This window comes from Bradyrhizobium sp. USDA 3256 (assembly GCF_054058275.1).
Map to the genome: position 1 here is coordinate 3,069,667 of NZ_JBSSAE010000002.1, position 26,272 is coordinate 3,095,938.

Sequence of the window (26,272 nt, forward strand, 5' to 3'; positions counted from 1 at the left end):
GGTCCGGGGTCATGGGGTCGGACGGATTTGAGTCCAAGAAGCTCGGCGGACCGCCGATGGGCGGAGTTGGGCAAAGCAGGATTGGTCAAGGCGAGTATGGAAGCGCGCCACGCGATCCGGCGATGGATGCTTTCTCAGGCCTCGGTGACACAGCGGCCAACCTCGTCGAAGTTTCCGGCGTCATCAAATGGTTCGACGCCTCGAAGGGATACGGCTTCATCGTCCCCGACAATGGCTGGCCCGACATCCTGCTGCACGTGACCGTGCTGCGGCGCGACGGCTATCAGACCGCTTATGAAGGCGCGCGGCTGGTCGTCGAATGCGTGCAGCGCGCGAAGGGCTACCAGGCTTTCCGCATCGTCTCGATGGACGAATCGACGGCAATCCATCCGGCGCAGATGCTGCCGCCCCGCACCCATGTCACGGTGACCGCGACCAGCGGGCTCGAGCGCGCGCAGGTCAAGTGGTTCAACCGGCTGCGCGGCTTCGGCTTCGTGACTTGCGGCGAGGGCACGCCCGACATCTTCGTGCATATGGAGACGCTGCGTCGCTTCGGCATGACCGAACTACGCCCCGGCCAATATGTGCTGGTGCGGTTTGGGCCCGGCTCCAAGGGCATGATGGCCGCCGAGATCCACCCGGAGACCGGTCCGTCGGCGCTGTCGTCGCACTGATCCGGGTCTGATACGCCTTGACGGAAACGTGAGCCGCCGGCGAGCCGTCTCGGCTCTGGCATTTGCTGCAATCGTCGGGTTAGGGTCCGCCGGAAAATCTTCCCGGTGTGAGTATTCGTCGATGAATTTCGTTCGCATTGTTGGGCGCCATCGTTCGTGGTTGATGGCCTGCCTCGTGATCATGTTCGGTGCACTGCTGGCTTCGGCCGCGCAGGCCGCCAGCGTCCAGCCGCTCGAGATCGTCACCAAGTCCGGCGTGCACGTCTTCTCGGTCGAAATGGCGACCACCGAGCAGGAGAAGGAAACCGGCCTGATGTACCGGAAGGAGCTCGCGGACGGCAAAGGCATGCTGTTCGACTTCTCGCCGGAGCAGGAAGTGTCGATGTGGATGAAGAACACCTACATCTCGCTCGACATGATCTTCATCCGCGCCGACGGGCGCATCCTGCGGATCGCCGAAAACACCGAGCCGCTCTCAACCAGGATCATTCCGTCGCGCGGGCTCGCCAAGGGCGTGCTCGAGGTGATTGCCGGGACCGCGCAGAAATACGGCATCCAGCCTGGCGACCGGGTTGCCCATCCGCTGTTCGGCGGCCGTTAGCGTCCGGTTTTGACGCGATTTCCAGACGAAAAGCGGTGCTGGATTCGCCGCACGGAGCTCCCATCCGTGCCTTGCTGGCGCTGGCTGAAGCGTGTATCCACGGGGCTTCTCGGAAATGTCGGGGTATAGCGCAGCCTGGTAGCGCGGCAGTTTTGGGTACTGCAGGTCGTTGGTTCGAATCCAGCTGCCCCGACCATCCAAATCAAAGACTTAACAGAGACGCTCCGCCGGCAGATGAGGCGGACGCGATGTTTATCGGCGCGTGCTCGGCATTCGTGTCTGACCTGGACCACACATCGCGGTCAGTTGGCTCCCTGAAATAGTAAGCGCCGGACCCAAGCCCCCGCGCTCCACTGCCCGCAACTTCAGCCGCCCGGGCGCTGACCAGATCAACGAGCCGGCGGGTTGTAGCGATCCAGGATCACGGTTCTTGAACCGCTCTCCGGCGGTCGCGAGATGGGATCGTCGAATTTGTGATAGCGGTCGAACTGCTGCTGCTCATCGCGCAGATGTGGCGCATCGGCGGACGAGTAGGCTCTATTTGCACCGTTCCAGTGATCAAATCCCGACACGACGCAACCCCGTCTTGGTTCAGATGCTGGTTGGTTAGCATCGTTGTGGGGGTATCTCTGTATCGGCGTGGCAACACCATCAGCAATCCGCGCGACATGAGCACACGTATTGTTTCTGCGGCTCTCTGTGCGTGAACAGCTCTGGCACGGGCAACCAGGCTTCGGCCGAGATTGTCTCGCCTAATGCAACAACGCCGCCTGGACGGAATATGCTCGTCCAGACGGCGCCGTCGAAATACTGGGCCCTGAAATCCCCAGTGCCAATGGGTCGTGCGGGCGGGGGATAGGTTCAACGTTGCGCCGCCTTGCCGCAGTCCAGAGCACGACATCGTGAGCTGCGATCTCGAGCGGATGTGGCTTGCCGATAACGCGCGCGCGCTGGCAGGGTAGTTCGGCCCGACAAGACCAATCCGCGAGAAAGCACCATGGCGCGCAGACTGATCGATATCTCCGTTCCCTTGCAAAACGACGTTCCAGCCGATCCGCCCGGCAACCATCCGACCATCCAGTATATCGATCACCAGCAGGGGCTGCCGCGCATGCTGCAGTTCTTCGATGGACTGAAGGCGGAGGACTTGCCCGACGGACAGGGCTGGGCCGTCGAGCAGGTCTCGCTCTCCACCCACAATGGCACGCATCTCGATGCGCCCTGGCATTTCCATCCGACCATGAACCGCGGCGAGCGGTCCTGGACCATTGACGAGGTGCCGCTGGAATGGTGCTTCCAGCCGGGCGTGAAGCTGGACTTCCGCCATCTGCCTGACGGTTATGTCTCGACCGCCAAGGATGTCGAAGCCGAGCTGAAGCGCATCGGCCACACGCTGTCGCCGCTCGAGATCGTCGTCGTCAACACCAGCGCGGGCGCGAAATATGGCCAGCCCGACTACGTCAATTCGGGCTGCGGCATGGGCTACGAGGCGACGATGTATCTGCTCGAGCGCGGCGTGCGGCTGACCGGCATCGACGGCTGGAGCTGGGACGCGCCGTTCGTCTTCACCGCGAAGAGATACGCCGAGACCAGGGACGCCAGCCTGATCTGGGAAGGCCACAAGGCCGGGCGGCACATCGGTTACTGTCACATCGAGAAGCTGCACAATCTGGAGCTCTTGCCGTCCACCGGGTTCATGGTGTCGTGCTTCCCGATGAAGATCGAGCGCGCGTCGGCGGGGTGGACGAGGGCGGTCGCGATCCTCGACGGGTAGGCGCGGTGGGGTGTGTCCGGCCGGTTTCGGGAACCGGTGGACAGGCTGTGCATTACTGGCTGTTGTTGCGGTACGGTTACAGCTTGAGGCAGCCAAATCTGTTCTTATGCACGCAGTAGATGCATTGGGTGATCGGGCCGCCGGCTCGTCCTCGCGTCCCGATTTCGGAAGCGTTCTCTCCCGTGACTAGAGCCCCGGCGTCTCCCGGGGCTCTTTCTTGCGTGCCGCAGCTGAGGCTGGCCGCAAAAGAAAATCAGGTGCGCCGCGATCGACGCACCTGATCATTATCTTCAATATCGCTTGTGTCGGCCGGGTGGTTGTTACCACCGGCAAACGCGAACGCCACGCGGGGTCCACCAGCAACGGGGACCGGCATAACCACCGTAGTAGCCATAGCCGCGGCCATAGCCCCATCCGCGACCGCGGCCCCAGCCGCCACGATAGCCCCAGCCGCCGCCACGATAGCCCCAGCCACCGCCACGTCCGCGCCAGGCTTGCGCAGGCGCTGTCGTGACGCCGACCAGGATGGCGGAGGTGCTTGCGACATAGACGAACAACAAAGCGACTGCTGCCAGGCAACGAGTCAGGATATTGTAGCGTTTAGTCATTCTGAAGATCTCCAGTCCACTTCCAAACATCTGAACTGATGCTGGCTGTCTCGCTTAGACGCGCGAGACCGGCATTCGGTTCGAGCATGCTAAGACGATATTTTCACTAAGGTTCTTGCGAGCTTTAACGACTCTATTGAGACCAACAGGTAAGGTCAAGTTACAGTCCCGCCTGCAAAGGATGCTGTCGTTGCTGCACTCATCTTGTCGTTCATCCGCCGTTCATTCTGTTCATCTTGCGTTGCGCCGATTTGATTTGTGCATCGCAGAAGCAGAGGTTTGAGAACCTCGGAAAATGCCGGCGAGAACTTGAAGTCGACACGATCCTGTTCTCTCAGCGTTGCAGTATCCTTCCCAAAGAGTGCCCATGCCGAAACAACACACTTACGTCCTTGGTCTCAACGTCTACGACCATGACGTCAGCGCCTGCCTGCTGCGTGACGGCGCGATCGCCTACGCGATCTCCAAGGAGCGCATCACCCGCGAGAAGCACGCCTCCGGCTTCTACAAGGAAGTCGTCGACTACTGCCTGTCGGCCGAGGGCATCACCCTCGACGACGTCGATCTCGTGGTGCGCAACAGCTACATCCTGCCGGTGCCCGAGATGGAGGAGCGGATGCTCCACCAGGATATGCCGGGCTTCCTGCCGATCGCCGAACGCAACGAGGCAATCAAGCACCCGCTGTTTCGTTCCAAATCCGACAAGGTGGTGTCGATCTCGCACCACCTCGCGCATGCCTATAGCGCGTTCGCGGTGTCGCCATTCAAGGACGGCGTCGTGATGATCGTCGATGGCGTCGGCAACTATCAGGCCGACGCGATGGAGTCCTATCCGCAGGATGAGGCATCGCCGCTGGCCCGCGAGTCCGAGAGTTACTACAGGTTCGACGACACCAGACTCGAATGCCTGAAGAAGGTCTTCATGGAGCCGGCGCGCGGGCTCTTGTCGGACGAGTTCTACAACATGCCGGGGCTGGGGGCGCTGTACAGCCGGGTCTCGACCTATGTATTCGGCGACTGGAACAAGTGCGGCGAGCTGATGGGGCTGGCGCCCTATGGCCGCCATGAGCAGGTCGGCCATCTGCTCGAGATGAAGGACGGCAAGCTGCACGTGCCGTTCTGGGGCGCCGAGAACCGGCAGCCCTTCGTGCTCGACAGCGGCAGCTGGGACAAAAGCCCGACGATGCGGCACTGGGAGGACATCGCCTGGCGGGTGCAGGACGACACCGAGAACGTGCTGCTGGCGCGGGCGCGCTGGCTGCGCGAGACCACGGGTGCGAAAAATCTCTGCATCGCCGGCGGCGTCGCGCTGAACTGCGTGGCCAACGGGCGCATCGCGCGCGAGTCGGGTTTCGAAAACATCTGGATCCAGCCCGCCGCCGGCGACGACGGGATCGCCATCGGTTGCGCCTATTACGGCTGGCTCGAGGTGCTCAAGCAGCGCCGCTCGTTCGTGATGGACCACGCCTATGTCGGGCGGCGCTACAGCGAGGCCGAGGTGGCCGCCGCGCTGCAAAGCTTCCTGGTGCGCATCCAGATCGACGCGAAGCGCAGCGACAATATCTGCCGCGACACCGCAAAGCTGCTCGCCGACCAGCGCGTGATCGGCTGGTTTCAGGACCGTTCCGAGTTCGGTCCGCGCGCGCTCGGCAACCGCAGCCTGATCGCCGATCCGCGCAAGGCCGAGATGAAGGACATCCTCAACAGCCGGGTCAAGCACCGCCAGGCCTTCCGGCCGTTCGCGCCGATCGTGCTGGCCGAGCGCATGAAGGAGATCTTCGAAGGCGAGGAGGACTCGCCCTACATGCTGATCGCAAAGCCGGTGCGGCCGGAATGGCGCGACAGGATCCCGGCGATCGTGCATGTCGACGGTTCGGCGCGGGTGCAGAGCGTGCGGGAACAGACCAACCCGATGCTCTATCGCCTGCTGAAGGAGTTCGAGGCGCTGACCGGCGTGCCGGTCCTGATCAACACCTCGTTCAACGTCAAGGGCGAGCCGATCATCGAGACGCCGCAGGACGCGGTCAGCTGCTTCCTCACTACGGGGATCGACAACCTCGTGATGCATGACACGCTGGTGTCGAAGACCGCAATGCACAAGGTGGTCACGCCCGTGATGACGACGTTCGGCGACGTCGCCACCATCGTCTCCTCGACCACGCAGGACACCAGCCGCGGCGGCTAGAGCATGGCCCGGAAAAGCGCGAAGCGGTTCTTCCCGCGACAAACGCGAAGCGTTTGCGCGGCCTTGCTCAAAAATAAGGGACTTACTACGCCGCCTTCGCCGGCGCCGTGGGTTTTGCCGCCGGCGGCTTGACCGGCTTGTCCTGCCGCTTCGACCACGAGATGTAATAGGCCACGATCGTCATGATCGCGATGCCGGAGATGCTGACGAAGATCTGCGCGAACAGCGAGCCCGAGCTCATCGAGAGCTCGAAATGTCCGACAAAGGACAGGAATACGCCGACGCAGAACACCGCCAGCGACTGCTGGCCGCAGACGATCAGGGGATCGAACACCTTCCACTCCAGCGCCGCCCAGTCCTTCGGGATGAAGCGGATCACCAGCACCGTGATCACCACGAAGTGCAGGAAGCGATACGGCGCGAGGTTGGTCTTGTCGTTCGGGTTGAAGGCCGAATAGAGCCAGTCCGGGAACATGGCGCCGAAGTCCGGGAAGCGCCCGGCCATCGTCATGATCAGCGCGAAGATCATATAGGCGATGCAGAACCACAACGTGTAGCGCGAGTTGATGATGTGCATGTTGTTGCGGGCGCCGCCCATCGCGCACCACGAGCCGAACACGAACAGCACCTGCCAGGCGAACGGATTGAAGTACCAGCTGCCGGCCGGGTAGGCCGGCAGGTTCCAGCCCTGGTGGCGCGACACCAGCCACAGCACGAGCGAGGCCGCCATGGTCCAGTTCGGCCGCCGCAGCATGAACCACAGCACCGGCGGGAACAGGCCCATCAGCACGATATAGAGCGGCAGCACGTCGAGATTGACCGGCTTGAATTTCAGGAACAGGCCCTGGCGCAGCGTCTCGGTGGCGTTGTCGACGAGGCCGGCGACGTTGAACTCGTTGATGATCTCGGAATCGCCGAAGCGCAGCGCCAGATAGCTGATCGAGGCGATGTAGATCACGAACAGGATGATGTGGGCGACGTAGAGCTGCCAGACCCGCTTGGTCAGCCGGGTGGCGCCGACGATGAAGCCGCGTTCCAGCATCATGCGGGCATAGACGAAGGAGGCGGTGTAGCCGGAGATGAAGACGAACAGGTCCGCGGCGTCGCTGAAGCCGTAATTCCGCGTCGTGATCCAGTTCACGACGTTGTCGGGGATGTGATCGAGATAGATCGCCCAGTTCGCGACCCCGCGGAACAGGTCGAGCCGGAGGTCACGTCCTTTTTCGGGCAGGGTAGCGTGGATTTCCATGGCGCGCCGTTTCCTCGAGGTGATGCTTGTCGAGAAGATCGCGCCGCGGGCCCGGGGGCTCCTAAGGGAAGCCTCCCGAGGCCAGATTGTCACAGCGCGGTAGAATGACTATACCGGTCCGGCGAAGGCTGCCTCCGAGATCGAGGAATCACCGATCAGATCGTTGATAGGTGTCTCTATACTATCCCGGCGGTCTCCTTCAAATCGCTTCCATGTCGCACATCCCACGGGGCCGACCATCCATGACCGCACGCATTTTTAAGCCCGCCAAAAACGCGATGCAATCGGGACGTGCCAAGACCAAAGAGTGGCAACTGGACTACGAGCCGGAGCAGCCGCGCTCCGTGGAGCCCTTGATGGGCTGGACCTCGTCCACCGACATGAAGCAGCAGCTGACGCTGCAGTTCGAGACCAAGGAAGAGGCGGTCGCCTATTGCGAGCGCAAGGGCATCGCCTACCAGGTGATCGAGCCGAAGGATTCGGCGCACCGCCAGATCGCCTATGCCGACAATTTCGCGTTCCGCCGCTGGGAGCCCTGGACCCACTAAGGTTGGACGCACCAGTCCAGACTAGCGCCCGGATCAGCTCGCCGCGGGCGCGGCGAGGGCGCCCGGGATCGGCAGCGGCGCGTCCTTGGAGACGCCGAGCACCGGAAAGCTTCTGATCTTACGCACATTGGGCAGGCCGGCGAATTGCAGCAGCTGCTGGCGCATGTCGTCGACGCTGGGCGCGACGCATCTCAGCATGAAGTCGGCATCGCCCGAGATCCGCCAGCATTGCAGGAAGCGCGGCACTGCCGCCACATCAGCCTCGAACGCCTCGATCGCGCTCAGGGTCTGGCTGTCGAGCTGGATCAGCACGAAGGTCGTCACCTCATAGCCGAGCAGCCGTTCGTCCAGCGTGGCGCGGATCGCCTGGATCACGCCGCGGCTGCGCAGGGCGCGAACCCGGCGCAGGCAGGGCGGTGCGGTAATGCCGACCCGTTCGGCAAGTTCGTTGATCCTGATCCGGCCGTCCCGCTGCAACTCGGACAGGATCCGCAGATCGATGTCATCGAGTTGTGGGCGCTCCGTCACGGCTACGAGCCCGCCACGGCGGCGCGCCGGCTGGCGCCGCCGTAGCTCGCCTGGCCGATCGCGGCCTGCGGCGCGACGCCCGACAGCACCAGCTTCTCATGCGCCGCGATGATGGCGTCGCGGGTCAGCCGGCCGCCGGGGCGGTACCAGGTGCACAGCCCGGTGAGCAGCGCCAGGATCGCGAAGGTCGCGACCTGGATGTCGACCACCTCGAACACGCCGTCCGACACTCCATCGGTGAGGATCTGCGCCAGCCGCTGCTCATAGGCGCCGCGCAGCGCCACCACCGCGTCGTAGTTCTTCGCATCGAGGCTGCGCAGCTCGGAATTGGCGATGAAGACCTCGCGCTTGCGGGTCATGTGATAGGTGACGTGAAAGGCCACGAAGGCGCGCAGCTTCTCGACCGGATCGGCTTTGCCCTCCAGCGCAAGGTCAAGCTCGCGCAGCAAATCGTTGATATGGTCCTGGACCAGATCGAACAGCAGGTCCTGCTTGGTTGAGATATGGTTGTAGAGTGAGCCCGCCTGGATGCCGACCTCGGCGGCAAGCTGGCGCAGGCTCATGGCCTCGTAGCCGTGTTCGAAGATCAGGCGCACGCCGGCCTTGCGGATCGCCTCCAGCGTGGTGGGACCGTGTGAGCCGATCGTGCGTGCCATCGGGGCCTCGGAGGGTGTTGGCTTGCCAGGGAGAACCAGGAAACAAGCGAACGACCGTATGTATATCGCATGAAATCCCAGTGAATTCAATGAACTGCGGATTTCGCGCCCAAACCTTAGCACGATTGCTTGCGAAGCCAAGAAAAAAACGTATGATCGTTTAATTGCAAGATGAATCTCACGGGAGGGATCATGGCCTCGAACCAGGCGGCAATCTTCAATTTCGACCTTGGCGAGACCGCGGATGCGATCCGCGAGACGGTGCATGATTTCTCGACCAACGAGATCGCGCCGCGCGCCGCCGAGATCGACCGCAGCAACCAGTTTCCGCGCGACCTCTGGCCCAGGATCGGCGCGCTCGGCCTGCACGGCATCACCGTCGAGGAGGAGTATGGCGGCTCGGGCCTCGGCTATCTCGAGCATTGCATCGCGGTCGAGGAGATCTCGCGGGCGTCGGCCTCGGTCGGCCTGTCCTACGGCGCGCATTCCAACCTTTGCGTCAACCAGATCCGCCGCAACGGCAACGAGGCGCAGAAGCGCAAATACCTGCCGAAGCTGATCTCCGGCGAGCATGTCGGCTCGCTTGCGATGTCGGAGCCGCAGGCTGGCTCGGACGTGGTCTCGATGAAGACCCGCGCCGACAAGAAGGGCGACCGCTTCGTGCTGAACGGCAACAAGATGTGGATCACCAACGGCCCGGTCGCCGATACGCTGGTGGTCTACGCGAAGACCGATCCGAATGCCGGCCCGCGTGGCATCACCGCCTTCATCATCGAAAAGGGCATGAAGGGATTTTCCACCGCGCAGAAGCTCGACAAGCTCGGCATGCGCGGCTCCGACACCTGCGAGCTGGTGTTCGAGGATTGCGAGGTGCCGGAGGAGAACGTGCTCTCCGAGGTCGGCCGCGGCGTCAACGTGCTGATGAGTGGTCTCGACTATGAGCGCGCGGTGCTGGCGGCGGGGCCGATCGGCATCATGCAGGCCTGCATGGACGTGGTGCTGCCCTACGTGCACGAGCGTAAGCAGTTCGGCGAGCCGATCGGCTCGTTCCAGCTGGTGCAGGGCAAGGTCGCCGACATGTACACCACGATGAACGCCTCGCGCGCCTATGTTTATGCCGTGGCGAAGGCCTGCGACCGCGGCGAGACCACGCGCGAGGACGCCGCCGGCGCCATCCTCTATGCCGCGGAGAAGGCCACCCAGTGCGCGCTGGATGCGATCCAGCTCTTGGGCGGCAACGGCTACATCAACGATTATCCGACCGGCCGCTTGCTGCGCGACGCAAAGCTCTACGAGATCGGCGCCGGCACCAGCGAGATCCGCCGCATGCTGATCGGCCGCGAGCTGTTCGCCAAGACAGCCTGATATCTTCTCCCTCGCCCCGCGTTTGCGGGGAGAGGGGCGGGGTGCGGGGCTGTCACCGCATCAATGGTGGCAGTTGTGTTCATCCCGGCACGATGATTGACCTTGAACCCCACCGATACTCCAACGAAACGTGCAACACCGATGCCGCTTCATTCGACGATCGATCCCACATCTTCTGAATTCGCCCGCAACGCCGAGGTGATGCGCGGCCTGGTCGCGGAGCTCCGCGGCAAGCTCAACCAGGTGGCCGGCGGCGGCGGCGAGACCTCGCGCAAGCGGCACACCTCGCGCGGCAAGATGCTGGCGCGCGACCGCGTCGATCTCCTGGTCGATCCCGGCACCGCATTCCTCGAGCTGTCGCCGCTCGCCGCCAACGGGCTCTATGGTGGTGACGTGCATTCGGCCAGCGTCATCACCGGCGTCGGGCGCATCTCGGGGCGCGAATGCATCATCGTCGCCAACGACGCCACCATCAAGGGCGGCACCTATTACCCGATCACGGTGAAGAAGCATCTGCGCGCCCAGGACATCGCGCGGCAGAACAATCTGCCCTGCGTCTACATGGTGGATTCCGGCGGCGCCTTCCTGCCGCTGCAGGACGAGATCTTTCCCGACGAGCGGCATTTCGGCCGCATCTTCTACAATCAGGCCCAGATGTCGTCGCAAGGCATCCCGCAGATCGCGATCGTGATGGGATCCTGCACCGCGGGCGGCGCCTATGTGCCGGCGATGTCCGACGAGAGCATCATCGTGCGGAATCAGGGCACGATCTTCCTCGGCGGTCCGCCGCTGGTGAAGGCGGCGACCGGCGAGGTCGTCACCGCCGAAGAGCTCGGCGGCGCCGATGTCCACTCGCGACAGTCGGGCGTGACCGATCATTATGCGCAGAACGACGCCCACGCGATCGGGATCGCGCGCCGCATCGTCGGCACGCTGAAGCAGCCGGTGAAGGCGCAGCTCAACATGCGTCCCCCGCAGGAGCCGCTGTTTCCGGCCGAGGAGATCTACGGCGTGGTCTCCGCCGACGGCAGAAAACCGTTCGACGTGCACGACATCATCGCGCGGATCGTCGACGGCTCCGAATTCGACGAGTTCAAGAAGCTCTACGGCACCACGCTGATCTGCGGCTTCGCCCATATCTTTGGCTATCCGGTCGGCATCATCGCCAACAACGGCATCCTGTTCAGCGAGAGCTCGCTGAAGGGCGCGCATTTCATCGAGCTGTGCTGCCAGCGCGGCATTCCCCTGGTGTTCCTGCAGAACATCACCGGCTTCATGGTCGGCAAGAAGTACGAGGCCGGCGGCATCGCGCGCGACGGCGCCAAGCTGGTGACGGCGGTCGCGACCGCCGGCGTGCCGAAATTCACCGTGGTGATCGGCGGCTCCTACGGGGCCGGCAATTACGGTATGTGCGGCCGCGCCTACAGCCCGCGCTTCCTCTGGCTGTGGCCGAATGCGCGCATCTCGGTGATGGGCGGCGAGCAGGCCTCGATGGTGCTGAGCCAGGTGCGGCGCGACGGCATCGAGGCCAAGGGCGAGAGCTGGTCGGCGGAAGAGGAAGACAAATTCCGCGAGCCGATCCGCGCGCAATACGAGAAGCAGGGCAATCCCTATTACGCCACGGCGCGGCTGTGGGACGACGGCGTGATCGATCCCGCCGACACCCGCCTCGTGCTCGGGCTCGGCCTCTCGGCGGCAGCGAACGCGCCGATCGAGCCCACGAAATTCGGCCTGTTCAGGATGTGACCATGGACCGCTCAAAACTCACCCGGCGTTTCCGCACGCTTCTGATCGCCAACCGCGGCGAGATCGCCTGCCGCGTCATCCGCTCGGCGCGCGCCATGGGACTGCGCACCGTCGCGGTTTATTCCGAGGCCGACCGCGACGCGATGCATGTCGCGCTCGCCGACGAGGCGGTGCTGCTCGGTCCGGCACGGGCGCGCGACAGCTATCTCAACATTGAGCGCGTCATCGCCGCCGCCAGGGAGACCGGCGCCGAGGCGGTGCATCCCGGCTACGGCTTCCTGTCTGAAAATGCCGAGTTCGCGCAGGCCTGCCTCAAGGCCGGTCTGGTGTTCGTCGGCCCGACCGCCGAGATGATGACGGCGATGGGCTCGAAATCCGGCTCGAAGGCGCTGATGGAGAAGGCCGGCGTGCCGCTGGTGCCGGGCTATCACGGCGAGGCCCAGGACGAGGCGACCCTGGCCGAAGCGGCCAACCGGATCGGCTTCCCCGTGCTGGTCAAGGCGTCCGCCGGCGGCGGCGGGCGCGGCATGCGCGTGGTCAATTCGGCGGCTGAGCTCACGGCCGCGATCACCAGTGCCAAGCGCGAGGCCAAGGCGGCATTCGGCGACGACCGCATGCTGATCGAGAAATACGTGCAGAACCCGCGCCACATCGAGGTGCAGATCATCGGTGACAGCCACGGCAATCTGCTCTCGCTGTGGGAGCGCGAATGCACGCTGCAGCGCCGCCACCAGAAGGTGATCGAGGAGGCGCCGTCGCCAACGCTGAACGCCGCGCAGCGCGAGACGGTTTGCGAGGCTGCCCGCAAGGCCGCCGGCGCAGTCAACTATATCGGCGCCGGCACCATCGAGTTCGTCTCCGACGGCAAGGACGTGTTCTTCATCGAGATGAACACCCGTCTGCAGGTCGAGCACCCCGTCACCGAGCTGATCACCGGCGTCGATCTCGTCGAATGGCAGCTCCGCGTCGCTTTCGGCGAGGCGCTGCCGCAGAAGCAGGACCAGATCAAGCTGAACGGCCATGCCATCGAGGCTCGCGTCTACGCCGAAAATCCGCAGAAGAACTTCATGCCCTCGGTCGGCCGCATCAAGACCTGGCGGACGCCGCCGGAAGGCGACGGCCTGCGCATCGATGCCGGCTATCGCAGCGGCGATAACGTATCGCCTTACTATGACGCGATGCTCGCCAAGGTGATCGCCTGGGCGCCGACGCGCGAGGGCGCGATCGACAAGCTCAATCGCGGGCTGCAGGAAACCGATGTCCGCGGCATCGTCACCAATATCCCGTTCCTGTCGGCGCTGGTGACGCATCCGGACACGCGAGCCAATGCGATCGACACCGGCTTCATCGAGCGTGAGCTGAAGAACCTGACATCGGGTACCGGCACGGCCGGCGAGTTCGAGCTCTGCGCGGCGGTCGCCGCGATCGTCAACGACGAGCAGAAGGCGGCGCAGCGCGAGGCCAACTCGCCGTGGCAGGCGTTCGGCTGGATGCCAGTCGGCCGCCGTCAGCGGGTGTTTTCGTTCCGGCAGGGCCATGAGCCCGCCCGGACCATCACGCTGCACTATGGCAACGGACCGTCGACGCTCTCCGTCGGCGGGCGCGAACTCGTCTTCGCCATCTCGTCAGCCGGCGATGACGGCTTCGACCTGACGCTTGGCGGCCTCAAGTCGCGTATTGCCGCGGTCATCGAGGGCCACGAGCTTTACTTGCGCACCCGCAACGGCCGCTTCGACCTGCACTGGGTCGATCCGTTCGGCGGTGAGAGCGAGGAACAGGTCGGCGAGGACAAGATCGTGGCGCCATTGCCGGGCACTGTGGTCGCGCTGCTGGCCGAGGAGGGCGCGACGCTCGAGAAGGGCGCCCCGATCCTCACCCTGGAAGTGATGAAGATGGAGCAGACCCTGCGCGCGCCCTATGCCGGGGTGCTGAAGAAGCTCAAATGCAAGATCGGCGACATCGTCGGCGAGGGCGTCGAGCTTGCCGAAGTCGAACCTGCGGCCGCGTTATGAGCGATCAGATCCAACTCGTCGAGATGGGGCCGCGCGACGGCCTGCAGAACGAGAAGACGCCGGTCAGCGTCGAGGCGCGCATCGCCTTCGTCGAGGCGCTTGTGGCGGCCGGGCTCAATACCGTCGAGGTCGGCGCCTTCGTGTCGCCGAAGGCGATCCCGCAGATGGCGAGCTCCGACCAGGTGCTGCGCGGCGTCAGCCACATAAAGGGCGCCGAATTCCACGTGCTGGTGCCGAACGAGAAGGGCTATGACGCCGCGCGCGCGGCCGGCGCCGAGGTGGTCTCGGTGTTCGCGGCGGCCTCCGAAGGTTTCTCCCGCGCCAACATCAACTGCTCGGTCGCGGAATCGATCGAGCGCTTCAAGCCGGTGCTGGCGCGCGCCAAGGCCGACGGCGTCAAGGTGCGTGGCTACATCTCCTGCGTGCTCGGCTGTCCGTTCGACGGCGAGATCAAGCCGAAGGCGGTCGCCGACCTCGCGGTGACGCTGTGGGATCTCGGCTGCTACGAGATATCGCTCGGCGACACCATCGGCGTCGGCACGCCGCTGAAGGCCAAAGAGATGCTGCGTGCGGTCGGTTCTGAGTTGCCGATCGGCAACCTCGCGATGCACTTCCACGACACCTACGGCCAGGCGCTCGCCAATCTCTATGCCGGCATGGAGGAGGGCGTTCGCGTCATCGATGCCGCCGCCGGCGGGCTCGGCGGCTGCCCCTACGCCCCCGGCGCCACCGGCAACGTCGCGACCGAGGACGTCGTCTACATGCTCGAGGGCATGGGCGTGAAGACCGGGATCGATATGGACAGACTGCTGGCCGCGACCAGCGAGATCGCCGGCTTGCTCGGCCGTCCGCCGGTCAGCCGCGTCGCTTCCGCGCTCAACGCGAAGCGCAAGCGGCTCGGCAACTCGTAAATTGTGGGATGCTTGGAGCGATTTCCGTTGCTCGAGGAGCGAAGGCGGAAGCGATACCCATCGCGGCCCGGCCGGCATTGACGGGTATCGGGATTGCAGCCGCCTCAATCTCCGGCGATCGCGCTCAGAGTTATGCGCTGCGAAGCGCAGATTCAAGGCTCATAGTCGCGCCTCTGGCTTGCGCAGTCTGGGCCTCCCGAAGCTGGACACTCAACCCATATGCATGTGGTGCGACAGCGCCTCGCGCTATCGCCGCCCTCCTTGAGGGCGTTTCCTCCCTAGACTTGGGCCGCTTGTTGTTTCGAGCGGCCCTTTTTCTTACGCCGCCGGAGCATTGATCGTCGCGATCACGGCCCTCATATCGGTCGCCAGCTCGCGATAGTGCCCGCCCAACCGCTGGTATAGCTCGCGGTTGCTCCCATCCAGCGTCCTGCTAGCGATGAGCTCGCATTCGTCGGCGAGGATCTCAAATCGTTCCAGCTTTGCTTGGAGAGCAGACATGGCGGGCGTTTCCCTGACACTGTTACTGAGGGAGTTGCGACGCTACTACTCGGACTGCGTCTAACACAGCATAATTATAGGGAAGAACTAAATTCTTCCCGGCAGTGACTTTGACCGATTGATGGGAGCGACTTGTCCGCCGTAGCTCGAACAGCGAAGGCGGAAGCGCCTGAGCGTTTCGAGGCATTCCGGAGGCAAATCGAAGCGCTCGGGCAAGAGGTGAGCAACTGACGATGCGGCGCAGCCGTAATCGGATCGGTCGCGCGCAGCGAAGCCCATCAATTCAGTATCCGCGGCGCAAAGATGGGTAGCGCTTCGCTCCACCCTACGAGCGAGTCCTCTCGCCGGATGGAACCCGTTTTGCGGCGCACACAGCCGGCGTCATCGGCTCGGCTCGGCTCCCGATAAACCCTCCCGAAAGCATTCATGGCTTGGTGACTCAAACGTGCTGAGGTGAGAGGGCTCGCAATTGCTCCAGGTGGATTCTCGCCATGTCCGGACAGATGTCAGCTTCCCGCGGCCGAACGTTTCTGGCCGGAAAGATCGTCTTCAACTTCGGCCGGTCGGCCTTCGACTGCACGGTCCGCCAGCTCACGGAGATGGGCGCTACCGTGGAACTTGAAAGTGTCGTTGGCATTCCCGATCACATTCAACTGTTGCTCGTCGGCAGCAATCAGGTGAAGCCATGCAAACGGCTGTGGCAATCGGACCGCCAGCTCGGCCTGGCTTTTGAAGAGCAAGAGGCCAACGCTGCGGCGCCCGCGCCTGCCGCTCCTGCGCCGGCCGCCATTCCGGAGCGGCGCAGCGGCGACATTCTGCGCGGGCACATGCTGGCGCTGCGCGCGGCGCTCGATCAGATCCCCGTCGGGATCCTGCTGTTGGACGCGGAGCTGAAGGCCCTGTTCATCAACCGCGCGTTTCGGAACATGTGGCGGCTTCCGGACGAGGTGGCCGACCGCAACCCCAGCTTCACCGACCTGATGCATCACGGCTGCAAGACCATGGCCTACGAGCTGCCGGCCGCGCAGCTCGAAGCCTATGTTGCCGAGCGCGTCCGCCTCGTGAGCGTCGGGGACCCAAACCCGATCGATCTCAGGCGCAGCAATGGTGATGTGGTTCGATGTCAGTGCACGCCGCTGCCCGACGGCGGCCGGATGGTGAGCTATACGCCCGTGACCGACATCGTGCGCGCATCCGACAAACTGAAGGTGCTGACCGGCGCGCTCGAGAACGTGGAGGACGGTGTCGTCCTGCTCGACCGCGATCTCAATGCGATCTTCCTCAATCGGCGAATGCGGGAATTCTGGGAGGTGAGCGGGGAGGAGGTCGCGCGGCATCCGGCATACATCACACTGCTCACGCGCAACCGCCGCGCCGTTCCGGCGGGCGCGACCCCGGAGCAGATCAGGGCCTTTCCTGCGAAGCGGATCGCGGAGATCAAGGCAGGCGATCACAAGCGCGACGTGCAGACGCCGGACGGCCGCCATATCAGGATCCATTGCTCGACGATGGCAAACGGCGGTCGCATGCTGACCTTCGTCGACGTGACCGATCTCGTCCGCAACGCACGGCAGCTGGAGGTGCTTGCGACCACCGATCCGCTCACCGGATTGTTCAACCGCAGGCACTTCCTGACAACGCTGGATGCAGAGTGGAGCCGGTTCCAGCGCTACTATCGTTCCGTATCCGTGCTGATGGTCGATATCGATCACTTCAAGAGCATCAATGATCGCTTCGGGCATGCGGTCGGTGACGAGGCCATCAAGGCTGTTGCCGGGATATGCATTCGGGGCAAGCGCAAGTCCGACGTCGTCGGTCGCGTCGGAGGCGAGGAGTTCGCCGTCCTGCTGCCGGAGACCACATTGTCGCGCGCCCGAACCGTCGCCGAGCGCATCCGCAAGCGGGCGGAAGCGTTAACGGTGGGCGCGGATGATCGACCGGTGTCACTCACGGTGAGCATCGGCGTTGCCGAGGCCATCACGAGCATGCCCGGGATAGACGCCCTGATGAAGGCTGCCGACGCAGCACTCTATCAAGCCAAGGAGCGCGGTCGAAATCGCGTTGAGTGCTGGTCGTCTCCGGTGCCGCCGAAGCTGGCGGCGGAGTAGAGGTTGCGAACGTCGTCTCCCCGTCGTCATTCCCGGGGTGTGCGAAGCATGAGCCCGGAATGACGCGTGGATGGGGTGCGGCCTCTGCCACTGGTGCGGACATGGACGACTCTTGCTCGCGACCAACGGGGTCGCCAATTTGCTCGACGTCCGCCTGTGAGCCGTGTTGCGCAAGCCCAGTCTCGCCGGGGAGAGCACGAAGTAAGCCGTAGCCCATCGCGCAGGGAAAGCCGGATTGCTCCGGTTCCACCTGTGGTCCTACCCCCGAGCTTACTACCCATTGCTCGGGGCCCATGGGTGCGATCGGCACCCGGCTCTTCCTGCGCCCTCTTCAACAGAGAGGGCGGAACGAAGAGCAAAGCTCGGGCAAAACATGTCGCGAGAATGCGAAGTTATGACCACTGACCGCGCAACACACTCAGTGTCGTCCCTGCGAAAGCAGGGACCCATAACCACCAATGCCGACTATTGCGCGATTCTGATACGACGAGCCCCATTCACAACACCCGCTGCGGAGTATGGGTCCCGGCCTTCGCCGGGACGACAGCGGAGGACGCACCCCCTCGGCTCAAGCACTGGCGCCTCTGGAATGCTGGATCGCTCGCATGCGCGGGTGATGACACCGAATACGCTGTTTGACAGTTGAGTCCGTGCGCAACGGCTGTCCCTCAATCCCGTTACCTAAGCAATCCCGTTACTCCAGCGAGCTCGATCACGAGGTGGCAATCTGTCGGCTATGTGGTCAGGCTCGCGCCAGGTTCCCATAAGGACTGATAATACATGGTTGCCCGGCGGCCACGATTGTTGCGATGATGCAACGGTGCCCGAACATTTAACCTTAAAAGCACCCGGTCCGTAGTCGCGCCGCTTTTTAGCCACACCCCGACATGAAAGGATATTCACGTAGCTGAATAGCCAGCGCTCCGACGGCGGGACATTTTTTCGGGTTCCGGCGTTGATGGAGGAAAGAGCGCCGGGAACAGGGTCGCGATGGACGCCAAACCGAACATCAAGGGCAGGCTGCCCAGCCGTCACGTGACGGAAGGGCCCGAGCGCGCTCCGCACCGTTCCTATCTCTACGCGATGGGGCTGACGACAGCCCAGATTCATCAACCCTTTGTCGGCGTTGCTTCATGTTGGAATGAAGCCGCTCCCTGCAACATTTCGCTGATGCGCCAGGCGCAGGCGGTGAAGAAGGGCGTGGCCTCGGCCGGCGGCACGCCGCGCGAGTTCTGCACCATCACCGTCACCGACGGCATCGCGATGGGCCATGACGGCATGCGCTCGTCGCTGCCGTCGCGTGAGTGCATCGCCGATTCGGTCGAGCTGACGGTCCGCGGCCACTCCTATGACGCGCTGGTCGGGCTCGCCGGCTGCGACAAGTCGCTGCCGGGCATGATGATGGCGATGGTCCGCCTCAACGTGCCGTCGATCTTCATCTATGGCGGCTCGATCCTGCCCGGCAACTTCCGCGGCCAGCCGGTCACCGTCCAGGACATGTTCGAGGCAGTCGGCAAGCACTCGGTTGGCGCCATGTCGGACGAGGACCTCGACGAGATCGAGCGGGTGGCGTGCCCGTCGGCCGGCGCTTGCGGCGCCCAGTTCACCGCCAACACCATGGCGACCGTCTCCGAGGCGATTGGCCTTGCGCTCCCGTATTCCGCCGGGGCTCCGGCGCCTTACGAGATCCGCGACTCCTTCTGCGCTGCCGCCGGCGAGAAGGTGATGGAGCTGATCGAGAAAAACATCCGGCCCCGTGACATCGTCACCCGCGAAGCCCTTGAAAATGCTGCGGCCGTGGTTGCAGCCTCAGGTGGTTCGACCAATGCTGCGCTGCACCTGCCGGCGATCGCCCATGAGTGCGGCATTAAATTCAATTTGTTCGACGTTGCCGAAATCTTCAAAAAGACTCCTTACGTCGCGGATTTGAAGCCGGGCGGCCGTTATGTTGCCAAAGACATGTTTGAAGTAGGTGGCATTCCGCTGCTGATGAAGACGCTGCTCGACAATGGCCACATGCACGGGAATTGCCTGACCGTCACTGGCCGAACGATCGCCGAAAACCTCAAAAGCGTGAAATGGAATCCGCACCAGGATGTGGTGCGGCCCGCCGACAATCCGATCACCGTGACGGGTGGGGTTGTCGGGTTAAAGGGTAATCTCGCTCCGGAGGGTGCGATCGTGAAGGTCGCGGGAATGTCCAACCTGAGGTTTACCGGTCCGGCCCGGTGCTTCGACCGCGAGGAAGATGCCTTCGAGGCGGTGCAGAAGCGCACCTACAGGGAAGGCGAGGTGATCGTGATCCGCTATGAGGGGCCGAAGGGCGGTCCCGGCATGCGGGAGATGCTGGCGACCACGGCGGCACTGACCGGACAGGGGATGGGCGGCAAGATTGCCCTGATCACCGATGGCCGGTTCTCCGGCGCCACCCGTGGCTTCTGCATCGGACATATCGGACCTGAAGCGGCCGTCGGCGGGCCGATCGGGTTGTTGCAAGACGGCGACATCATCGAGATCGATGCGGTCGCCGGCACCCTTAACGTAAATTTGAGCGACGCCGAACTCGCAAATCGTAAGACCAAATGGGCCCCTCGCGCGACGAACCATACATCTGGTGCGCTGTGGAAGTACGCCGAGCAAGTGGGGCCGGCGGTGGATGGCGCAGTCACCCATCCGGGTGGCGCGTACGAGAAACAGTGTTATGCGGACGTTTAGGCGTACGATATTGGCGTTTGCGTTAGGGGCCATTCCGGTGGCAGGCCCCGGATTCGGATTCGACGGCGCCCCGGTCAACCCACAAGATACGGTTCTTCCTGTGGTTTCCCCGCAGCCGGGGACAGCCGGCGCGCTGAAACGGGCCGCCACCCCGGTGGCGCCTGCGGCGACCTCGCCGACCTCGTCGTTCAGCACGCTGCAGTACCAGGCCGAAGGCGGCCACCCCGTGGCGCAGTGGAAGCTCGGCAAGATGTACGCCGAGGGCGATGGCGTCATCCAGGACGACATGCGCGCCTTCGAGTATTTCAGCCGGATCGCCAATGCGCATGCCGAGGATTCCCCGTCGGCGCCGCAGGCCTCGATCGTGGCCAATGCCTTTGTCGCGCTCGGCCGCTATTATCTGAGCGGCATTCCCAATTCCAAGGTGAAGGCGGACACCGAGCGGGCGCGGGAGATGTTCTCCTATGCCGCGTCCTATTTCGGTAATGCCGACGCCCAGTACGACCTTGCCCGGCTCTACCTGAAGACGCCGGACGCCTCGCGCGACGATTTCCGCTATGGCGCGCGATGGCTCGGGCTCGCCGCCCAGAAGGGCCAGCATCAGGCGCAGGCGCTGCTCGGCCAGATGCTGTTCAACGGCGATCGCCTGCCGCCGCAGCGGGCCCGCGGCCTGATGTGGCTGACGCTGGCGCGCGACAGCGCGACGCCGGATGAGGCCTGGATCAAGGAAAGCTACAACCGGGCGATCGCCAAGGCCTCCGAGGACGATCGCGCGATGGCGCTGCAGATGCTCGAGCACTGGGTGCAGGGCCGCCGGGATTGATCTTCCGGTCGGCCGGCGGGGTCAGGCGATCTCGAAATCGAGATCGGCCCAGACCGGGACGTGGTCGGACGGCTTCTCCCAGGCGCGGACATAGCTGTCGATACCGACGTCGATCAGTCGGTCGCTCGCCTGCGGCGACATCAAGAGATGGTCGATGCGCAGGCCCCAGTTCTTCTGCCAGGCGCCGGCCTGGTAGTCCCAGAAGGTGTACTGGCCCGGCTCGTCATTGACCGCTCGCAATGCGTCAGTCAGGCCGAGGCCGAGCAGTGACTGGAAGGCCTCGCGGGTTTGAGGCCGAAACAGCGCGTCATCGGCCCAGGCGGCGGGATTGTAGACGTCGCGCGCGGCCGGGATGACGTTGAAGTCGCCGGCCAGGATCAGCGGCTCCTCGGCCTTCAGCCGCTCCTTCGAATACTCAAGAAGCCGCGACATCCACTTGAGCTTATACGGATATTTGTCGGTATTAGCGGGGTTGCCATTGGGCAGATAAAGGCACGCGACCCGGATCACGCCTTGTTTCAGCGTGACGACGCCTTCGAGGAAGCGGGCATGGGCGTCCTCGTCGTCGCCGGCGAGGCCCGATTTGGTCTCGTCGAACGGCAGTTTCGACAGCAGCGCGACGCCGTTGAAGGTCTTCTGGCCGTGCGTGACGACATTGTACCCGAGCGCCTCGACCTCGAGGCGGGGAAACGCATCATCGACGCATTTGATCTCCTGCAGACAGACGATGTCGGGGGAGCACTCCTTCAGCCAGCTGACCAGAAGTTCGATCCGTTGCCGGACCGAGTTGACGTTCCACGTAGCGATGCGCATGCAAATGACCGGATTGAAGCCGCACTATTTCACTTAGGTGGCATACCATGGGCGGTCCGCCTGTGCTAACTCTCTCCGGAAACAAGGCGCAACAATTGCCGACGGGGGAGTGACGACGCGTTCCGGCTTGCAAGGGAAGCCGGCGGCGCACGTGCAAAACTTATGAAAAAACGCAGTTTGGTTCTGACTGTCGCTGTTCTCGGCATTGCGGCCGGGGCGGCTTATATGACCCGCACTTCATGGATGGGTGGCGGCGCCGCCACCGCGCAAGGGACCCCGCGGCCGCGCGTGGTGTCCGTGGATCTCGCCAAGGCGGAACGCAAATCGGTTCCGGTCGATGTCGATGCCATCGGGCAGGTCACGCCGATCTCCAGCGTGGCACTGAAGTCGCGGCTGGAGACCACCATTGTCGCGGTGCATTTCGAGGACGGCGCCAGGGTCAATGAAGGCGACCTGCTGTTCACCCTCGACGCGCGGCAGATCGACGCGCAGATCGAACAGGCCGAGGGCGTCCTGGCCCGCGACCAGGCCCAGCTCGAGGGCGCGCAGCGCGACCTCCGCCGCTACACCGAGCTGGTCGGCAAGGGTGCGACCACCCAGGTCAACCTCGACAACGCCAAGACCCAGTCCGACGTCCTGATCGGCACCATCAAGGCCGACCGCTTCGCGCTGGAGAATCTCCGCGTCCAGAAGAGCTACACCGTCATCCGCGCACCATTCGCGGGACGGATCAGCGCCGCCAATGTCAAGGTCGGCAACTTCGTCCGCCCCGCCGACACCCAGCCGCTCGCGGTCATCAACCAGATGGCACCGGTCTACGTCACCTTCGCGATTCCGCAGCGGGCGCTGGTCGATCTGCGCGACGCCATGGGGAAGGGCGATTCAAAGGTGATCGCGACCATTCCCGGCCACCAGCGCTCCGAGCGCGGCAAGGTCGCGATGGTCGAGAACGCCGTCGACGCGACCACCGGCATGGTGACCGTGCGCGGCATCATGAACAACGAGAGCGAGACGCTCTGGCCCGGCACCATCGTGCAGACCAAGCTGATCATCCGCAGCGAAGACGCGGTCGTGGTGCCGACGGTCGCGGTGCAGCGCAGCCAGAACGGCAATTTCGTCTTCGTCGTCAAGGACGGCGTCGCCAAGGTCCGGCCGGTCAAGGTCGATCGCACCTTTCAGGGCAGCTCGGTGATCTCGGACGGATTGGCGGGCGATGAAAGCGTCGTCGTCGACGGCCAGCTGCTGCTGTCCGAGGGATCGCGGGTCGAGTTGCGGGCGCGCAAGGCCGGAGCCTGACCGATGACGCTCTCCGAGCTTTGCATCCGCCGCCCGGTCATGACGACGCTGATCACGGCGTCGATCATCGCATTCGGCGTGTTCGGCTTCCGCCTGCTGCCGGTCTCGGCGCTGCCCAAGGTGGACTTCCCGACCATCGCGGTGACCGCGACCTTGCCCGGCGCCAGCGCCGACACCATGGCGGCCTCGGTCGCCGGCATCATCGAGCGCCAGCTCTCGACCATTGCCGGCATCTCCTCGATGTCCTCGAACTCCTCGCAGGGCACGAGCGTCATCACCATCCAGTTCGACCTCAACCGCAACATCGATGCCGCCGCGCTCGACGTGCAGACCGCGTTGACGATCGCGCAGCGCCGGCTGCCGATCGAGATGACGATCCCGCCGAGCTTCCGGAAGGTGAACCCGGCGGACTTCCCGGTGCTGTTCGTCTCGCTCGGCTCGGCGACGCTGCCGCTGTCGAGCGTCAATGAGTATGGCGACATCACGATCGGGCAGGCGCTGTCGCAGCTGCCGGGCGTCGCCCAGGTCTTGATCTACGGCGCGCAGAAATTCGCGATCCGCGTCCAGGCCGATCCGCAGGCCGCCGCCGCGCGCGGCGTCTCGATGGAGGATATCCGCGCCGCGGTGTCGCGCGCCAATTCGTCGACGCCGGTCGGTACCTTGAACGGCCCCAAGCAGGACGTGGCACTGCAGGCCTCCGGCCAGATGGACAAGGCGGCCGACTACCGCCAGATCTATGTCGCCTGGCGCAACGGCTCGCCGGTCCGGCTCGACGAGATCGCCAAGGTCTATGACAGCGTCGAGAACGACAAGATCGCGACCTGGATGAACGACGAGCGGGCGATCGTGCTCGCGATCCAGAAGCAGCCCGACGCCAACACCGTGGCGGTGGTCGACGCCGTGCTGGCCAAGCTGCCGTCGCTGCGCGCCGCCATTCCGCCCTCGGTGACCATGCAGGTCATGATGGACCGCTCGGTCTCGATCCGCCAGGCGGTCAGCGACGTCGAGGAGACCCTGCTGATCGCGATCGGGCTCGTGATCCTCGTGATCTTCCTGTTCCTGCGCTCGGCCTCTGCGACCTTCATCCCGGCGTTGGCGGTACCGATCTCGCTGTTCGGCACCTGCGCGGCGATGTACGCGCTGGACTACTCCATCAACAACATGACGCTGCTGGCGCTGACGCTCTCGGTCGGCTTCGTGGTCGACGACGCCATCGTCATGCTGGAGAACATCGTCCGCCATATCGAGCACGGCATGAAGCCGTTCGAGGCGGCGCTGAAGGGCGCCCGCGAGATCGGCTTCACCATCATCTCGATCACCTTCTCGCTGATCGCCGTGTTCATCCCGGTGCTCTTGATGGGCGGTATCGTCGGCCGCGTGTTCCGCGAGTTCGCGGTGACGATCTCGGTTGCGATCATCGTCTCCGGCTTCGTGTCGCTGACCCTGACGCCGATGCTGTGCGCCCGCGTGCTGCGCGCGCATGACGCGACCAAGCGGCCGAACATCGTGCTGCGGGCGTTCGAGGCGATGTTCGAGGCCTGGCTGCGCGCCTATGAATGGGCGCTCGACTGGGTGCTGGCCAAGAAGGCGCTGATGCTGGTGGTGACGCTCGCGACGCTCGGCGGTACCGTCTATCTCTACATGATCGTGCCGAAGGGCTTCTTCCCGCAGGAGGACACCGGCTTCCTGATCGGCGTGACGGAGGCCGCGACCGACACCTCGTTCGAGGCGATGAAGGTGCGCCAGCAGGCGTTGGTGGAGGTGATGCGGACCGATCCAGCGGTGGATTACATCAACTCCACCGTCGGCTCAGGCGGTCCCAATCCGACCACCAATTACGGTCGGTTGTTCATCGCACTGAAGCCGCAGAAGACCCGCGACAACGCCACCGTGGTGATCGGCCGGCTCCGTCAGAAGGCACGCGAGATTCCGGGCATGCAGGCGTTCTTCCAGAGCGTCCAGAACCTCAACATCGGCGGCCGGATCTCCAAGAGCCAGTATCAGTATGTGATGCAGAGCGGCGACACCGAGTCGCTGTACCGGCTGGCGCCCGAGATGCGCGACAAGATCGAGAAGATCCCAGGACTCCTCGACGTCACCACCGACCTCTACATCAAGAACCCGCAGATGACGGTCGACATCGACCGCGAGAAGGCGGCGGTCTACGGCGTCACCGTCGACCAGGTCCGCAACCAGCTCTACAACGCCTACGGCGCGCGGCAGGTCGGCACCATCTACATGCCGTCGAACGACTACCAGATTATCCTGGAGGTGCAGCCGCAGTTTCGCGTCGATCCGTCCGATCTGTCGAAGCTCTACATGAAGACCGCGAATGGCCAGACCATCCCGCTGGATGCGGTTGCGAGGTTGGTGCCGACGGTCGGACCGCTGCAGATCAACCACCAGGGCCAGCAGCCGGCGGTGACGATCTCGTTCAACCTCGCGCCGGGCTATTCGCTCGGCTACGCGGTCGACAAGATCACCGAGCTCGAGCAGAACGCGAACCTGCCGCCGACGATCGCGACCGGCTTCTCCGGCACCGCGCAGGTGTTCCAGGATTCGCTGCGCGGGCAGGGCGTGCTGATCCTCGCCGCGGTGTTCGCGGCCTTCGTGATCCTCGGCATTCTCTATGAGAGCTTCATCCATCCGATCACGATCATTTCCGGTCTGCCGTCGGCCGGCATCGGCGCGATCCTGACGCTGATGATGTTCGGGATGGAGCTGTCGGTCATCGCGATGATCGGCATCGTGATGCTGGTCGGCATCGTCAAGAAGAACGCGATCATGATGGTCGACTTCGCGCTGGAGCGCCGCCGCGTCGGCCTCAGCGCCGAGCACGCGATCCGCGAGGCGGCACTGCTGCGCTTCCGCCCGATCATGATGACGACGTTCGCGGCGATCTTCGGCACGCTGCCGATCGCGCTTGGCGCGGGTGCCGGCGCCGAACTGCGTCAGCCGCTCGGCGTCGCCGTGGTCGGCGGCCTCTGCGTGTCGCAATTGCTGACGCTGTTCATCACGCCCGTGATCTACATCTATCTCGACCGCATCGACCGCAGGCTGCGGCGCAAGCTCGATCCCCATGCGGAGACAGGCGGCGACGTCGAGCGGCCGCAGGTGGTCGCGGCGGAATAGCCGAGCGTTCGGCGCGAGCCGGAAACC

21 protein-coding genes and 1 tRNA gene are annotated in these 26,272 nt (G+C 64.1%); 15 read left to right on the top strand and 7 right to left on the bottom strand.

The features are described from left to right. The first annotated feature begins 11 nt into the window (after nucleotides 1-11). The 3 genes from ACVWY5_RS16035 to ACVWY5_RS16045 all read left to right on the top strand — a co-directional run bounded on the left by ACVWY5_RS16035 (nucleotide 12) and on the right by ACVWY5_RS16045 (nucleotide 1,471). Nucleotides 12-674, top strand: coding sequence for a cold-shock protein (locus tag ACVWY5_RS16035; RefSeq protein ID WP_028332158.1), 663 nt, complete (start codon nucleotides 12-14; stop codon nucleotides 672-674). Between the two features lie 121 nt (nucleotides 675-795). Further along, nucleotides 796-1,275, top strand: coding sequence for a DUF192 domain-containing protein (locus tag ACVWY5_RS16040; RefSeq protein WP_028332157.1), 480 nt, complete (start codon nucleotides 796-798; stop codon nucleotides 1,273-1,275). A gap of 119 nt (nucleotides 1,276-1,394) precedes the next feature. Next, nucleotides 1,395-1,471: transfer RNA gene (locus ACVWY5_RS16045), tRNA-Pro, on the top strand. 193 nt (nucleotides 1,472-1,664) lie between these two features. On the opposite strand, the gene ACVWY5_RS16050 is transcribed toward ACVWY5_RS16045, so the two are convergent. After that, entirely contained in the window at nucleotides 1,665-1,847 is a 183-nt protein-coding gene (locus tag ACVWY5_RS16050; protein ID WP_028332156.1) for a hypothetical protein, read from the bottom strand. Between the two features lie 425 nt (nucleotides 1,848-2,272). Between ACVWY5_RS16050 and ACVWY5_RS16055 the strand changes: the two genes are divergently transcribed. Then, nucleotides 2,273-3,049, top strand: a complete 777-nt coding sequence (locus ACVWY5_RS16055) for a cyclase family protein (protein ID WP_028332155.1) — start codon at nucleotides 2,273-2,275, stop codon at nucleotides 3,047-3,049. 320 nt (nucleotides 3,050-3,369) lie between these two features. On the opposite strand, the gene ACVWY5_RS16060 is transcribed toward ACVWY5_RS16055, so the two are convergent. After that, on the bottom strand, nucleotides 3,370-3,657 hold the full coding sequence (locus ACVWY5_RS16060; RefSeq protein WP_080666942.1) for a hypothetical protein: 288 nt from the start codon (nucleotides 3,655-3,657) through the stop codon (nucleotides 3,370-3,372). A gap of 367 nt (nucleotides 3,658-4,024) precedes the next feature. On the opposite strand from ACVWY5_RS16060, the gene ACVWY5_RS16065 reads away from it, so the two are divergent. Continuing rightward, nucleotides 4,025-5,842: a carbamoyltransferase family protein gene (locus tag ACVWY5_RS16065; protein ID WP_028332154.1), complete on the top strand. Its 1,818-nt coding sequence runs from the start codon at nucleotides 4,025-4,027 to the stop codon at nucleotides 5,840-5,842. Nucleotides 5,843-5,927: 85 nt separating this feature from the next. On the opposite strand, the gene ACVWY5_RS16070 is transcribed toward ACVWY5_RS16065, so the two are convergent. Then, a complete protein-coding gene (locus tag ACVWY5_RS16070; RefSeq protein WP_028332153.1) occupies nucleotides 5,928-7,091 on the bottom strand; it encodes an OpgC domain-containing protein in 1,164 nt (387 codons plus the stop codon). Between the two features lie 242 nt (nucleotides 7,092-7,333). Here ACVWY5_RS16070 and ACVWY5_RS16075 point away from each other — a divergent pair, with 242 nt between their 5' ends. Further along, nucleotides 7,334-7,639 carry an ETC complex I subunit gene (locus ACVWY5_RS16075; RefSeq protein WP_016846428.1) on the top strand — a complete coding sequence of 102 codons (306 nt, stop codon included), beginning with the start codon at nucleotides 7,334-7,336 and terminating at the stop codon, nucleotides 7,637-7,639. Between the two features lie 33 nt (nucleotides 7,640-7,672). Here the strand turns inward: ACVWY5_RS16075 and ACVWY5_RS16080 are convergent, their stop codons facing one another. Together ACVWY5_RS16080 and ACVWY5_RS16085 are read right to left on the bottom strand one after the other, a co-directional pair. Beyond that, a complete protein-coding gene (locus ACVWY5_RS16080) occupies nucleotides 7,673-8,167 on the bottom strand; it encodes an Lrp/AsnC family transcriptional regulator (RefSeq protein WP_028332152.1) in 495 nt (164 codons plus the stop codon). A 2-nt stretch (nucleotides 8,168-8,169) separates the two neighbouring features. Next, the gene (locus tag ACVWY5_RS16085; RefSeq protein WP_028332151.1) at nucleotides 8,170-8,823 is read right to left on the bottom strand and encodes a TetR/AcrR family transcriptional regulator; all 654 of its coding nucleotides are present in this window, start codon (nucleotides 8,821-8,823) and stop codon (nucleotides 8,170-8,172) included. A gap of 192 nt (nucleotides 8,824-9,015) precedes the next feature. Here ACVWY5_RS16085 and ACVWY5_RS16090 point away from each other — a divergent pair, with 192 nt between their 5' ends. The 4 genes from ACVWY5_RS16090 to ACVWY5_RS16105 all read left to right on the top strand — a co-directional run bounded on the left by ACVWY5_RS16090 (nucleotide 9,016) and on the right by ACVWY5_RS16105 (nucleotide 14,857). Continuing rightward, nucleotides 9,016-10,188: an isovaleryl-CoA dehydrogenase gene (locus tag ACVWY5_RS16090; RefSeq protein ID WP_028332150.1), complete on the top strand. Its 1,173-nt coding sequence runs from the start codon at nucleotides 9,016-9,018 to the stop codon at nucleotides 10,186-10,188. A 141-nt stretch (nucleotides 10,189-10,329) separates the two neighbouring features. Further along, complete coding sequence (locus ACVWY5_RS16095) at nucleotides 10,330-11,934, top strand: carboxyl transferase domain-containing protein (RefSeq protein ID WP_028332149.1); 1,605 nt, start codon at nucleotides 10,330-10,332, stop codon at nucleotides 11,932-11,934. A 2-nt stretch (nucleotides 11,935-11,936) separates the two neighbouring features. Next, nucleotides 11,937-13,946: an acetyl-CoA carboxylase biotin carboxylase subunit gene (locus ACVWY5_RS16100; protein WP_028332148.1), complete on the top strand. Its 2,010-nt coding sequence runs from the start codon at nucleotides 11,937-11,939 to the stop codon at nucleotides 13,944-13,946. Then, nucleotides 13,943-14,857, top strand: a complete 915-nt coding sequence (locus ACVWY5_RS16105; protein WP_028332147.1) for a hydroxymethylglutaryl-CoA lyase — start codon at nucleotides 13,943-13,945, stop codon at nucleotides 14,855-14,857. The genes ACVWY5_RS16100 and ACVWY5_RS16105 overlap by 4 nt, the downstream gene beginning before the upstream one ends. 318 nt (nucleotides 14,858-15,175) lie before the next feature. Here the strand turns inward: ACVWY5_RS16105 and ACVWY5_RS16110 are convergent, their stop codons facing one another. Then, nucleotides 15,176-15,358, bottom strand: a complete 183-nt coding sequence (locus ACVWY5_RS16110) for a hypothetical protein (protein WP_016846867.1) — start codon at nucleotides 15,356-15,358, stop codon at nucleotides 15,176-15,178. A 491-nt stretch (nucleotides 15,359-15,849) separates the two neighbouring features. On the opposite strand from ACVWY5_RS16110, the gene ACVWY5_RS16115 reads away from it, so the two are divergent. The 3 genes from ACVWY5_RS16115 (at nucleotide 15,850) to ACVWY5_RS16125 (ending at nucleotide 21,004) form a co-directional block, all read left to right on the top strand. Continuing rightward, complete coding sequence (locus tag ACVWY5_RS16115) at nucleotides 15,850-17,466, top strand: sensor domain-containing diguanylate cyclase (RefSeq protein WP_028332146.1); 1,617 nt, start codon at nucleotides 15,850-15,852, stop codon at nucleotides 17,464-17,466. 990 nt (nucleotides 17,467-18,456) lie between these two features. Then, nucleotides 18,457-20,181 (top strand): dihydroxy-acid dehydratase, encoded by a 1,725-nt coding sequence (ilvD, locus tag ACVWY5_RS16120; protein WP_028332145.1) that lies wholly within the window; start codon nucleotides 18,457-18,459, stop codon nucleotides 20,179-20,181. After that, nucleotides 20,168-21,004 carry a tetratricopeptide repeat protein gene (locus ACVWY5_RS16125; protein WP_026192730.1) on the top strand — a complete coding sequence of 279 codons (837 nt, stop codon included), beginning with the start codon at nucleotides 20,168-20,170 and terminating at the stop codon, nucleotides 21,002-21,004. Before ilvD ends, ACVWY5_RS16125 begins: the two co-directional genes overlap by 14 nt. Before the next feature lie 21 nt (nucleotides 21,005-21,025). Here the strand turns inward: ACVWY5_RS16125 and xth are convergent, their stop codons facing one another. Next, complete coding sequence (gene xth / locus ACVWY5_RS16130; protein WP_028332144.1) at nucleotides 21,026-21,817, bottom strand: exodeoxyribonuclease III; 792 nt, start codon at nucleotides 21,815-21,817, stop codon at nucleotides 21,026-21,028. 162 nt (nucleotides 21,818-21,979) lie between these two features. On the opposite strand from xth, the gene ACVWY5_RS16135 reads away from it, so the two are divergent. After that, entirely contained in the window at nucleotides 21,980-23,113 is a 1,134-nt protein-coding gene (locus tag ACVWY5_RS16135) for an efflux RND transporter periplasmic adaptor subunit (RefSeq protein WP_028332143.1), read from the top strand. A gap of 3 nt (nucleotides 23,114-23,116) precedes the next feature. After that, nucleotides 23,117-26,245, top strand: a complete 3,129-nt coding sequence (locus ACVWY5_RS16140; RefSeq protein ID WP_028332142.1) for an efflux RND transporter permease subunit — start codon at nucleotides 23,117-23,119, stop codon at nucleotides 26,243-26,245. Nucleotides 26,246-26,272 lie beyond the last annotated feature (27 nt).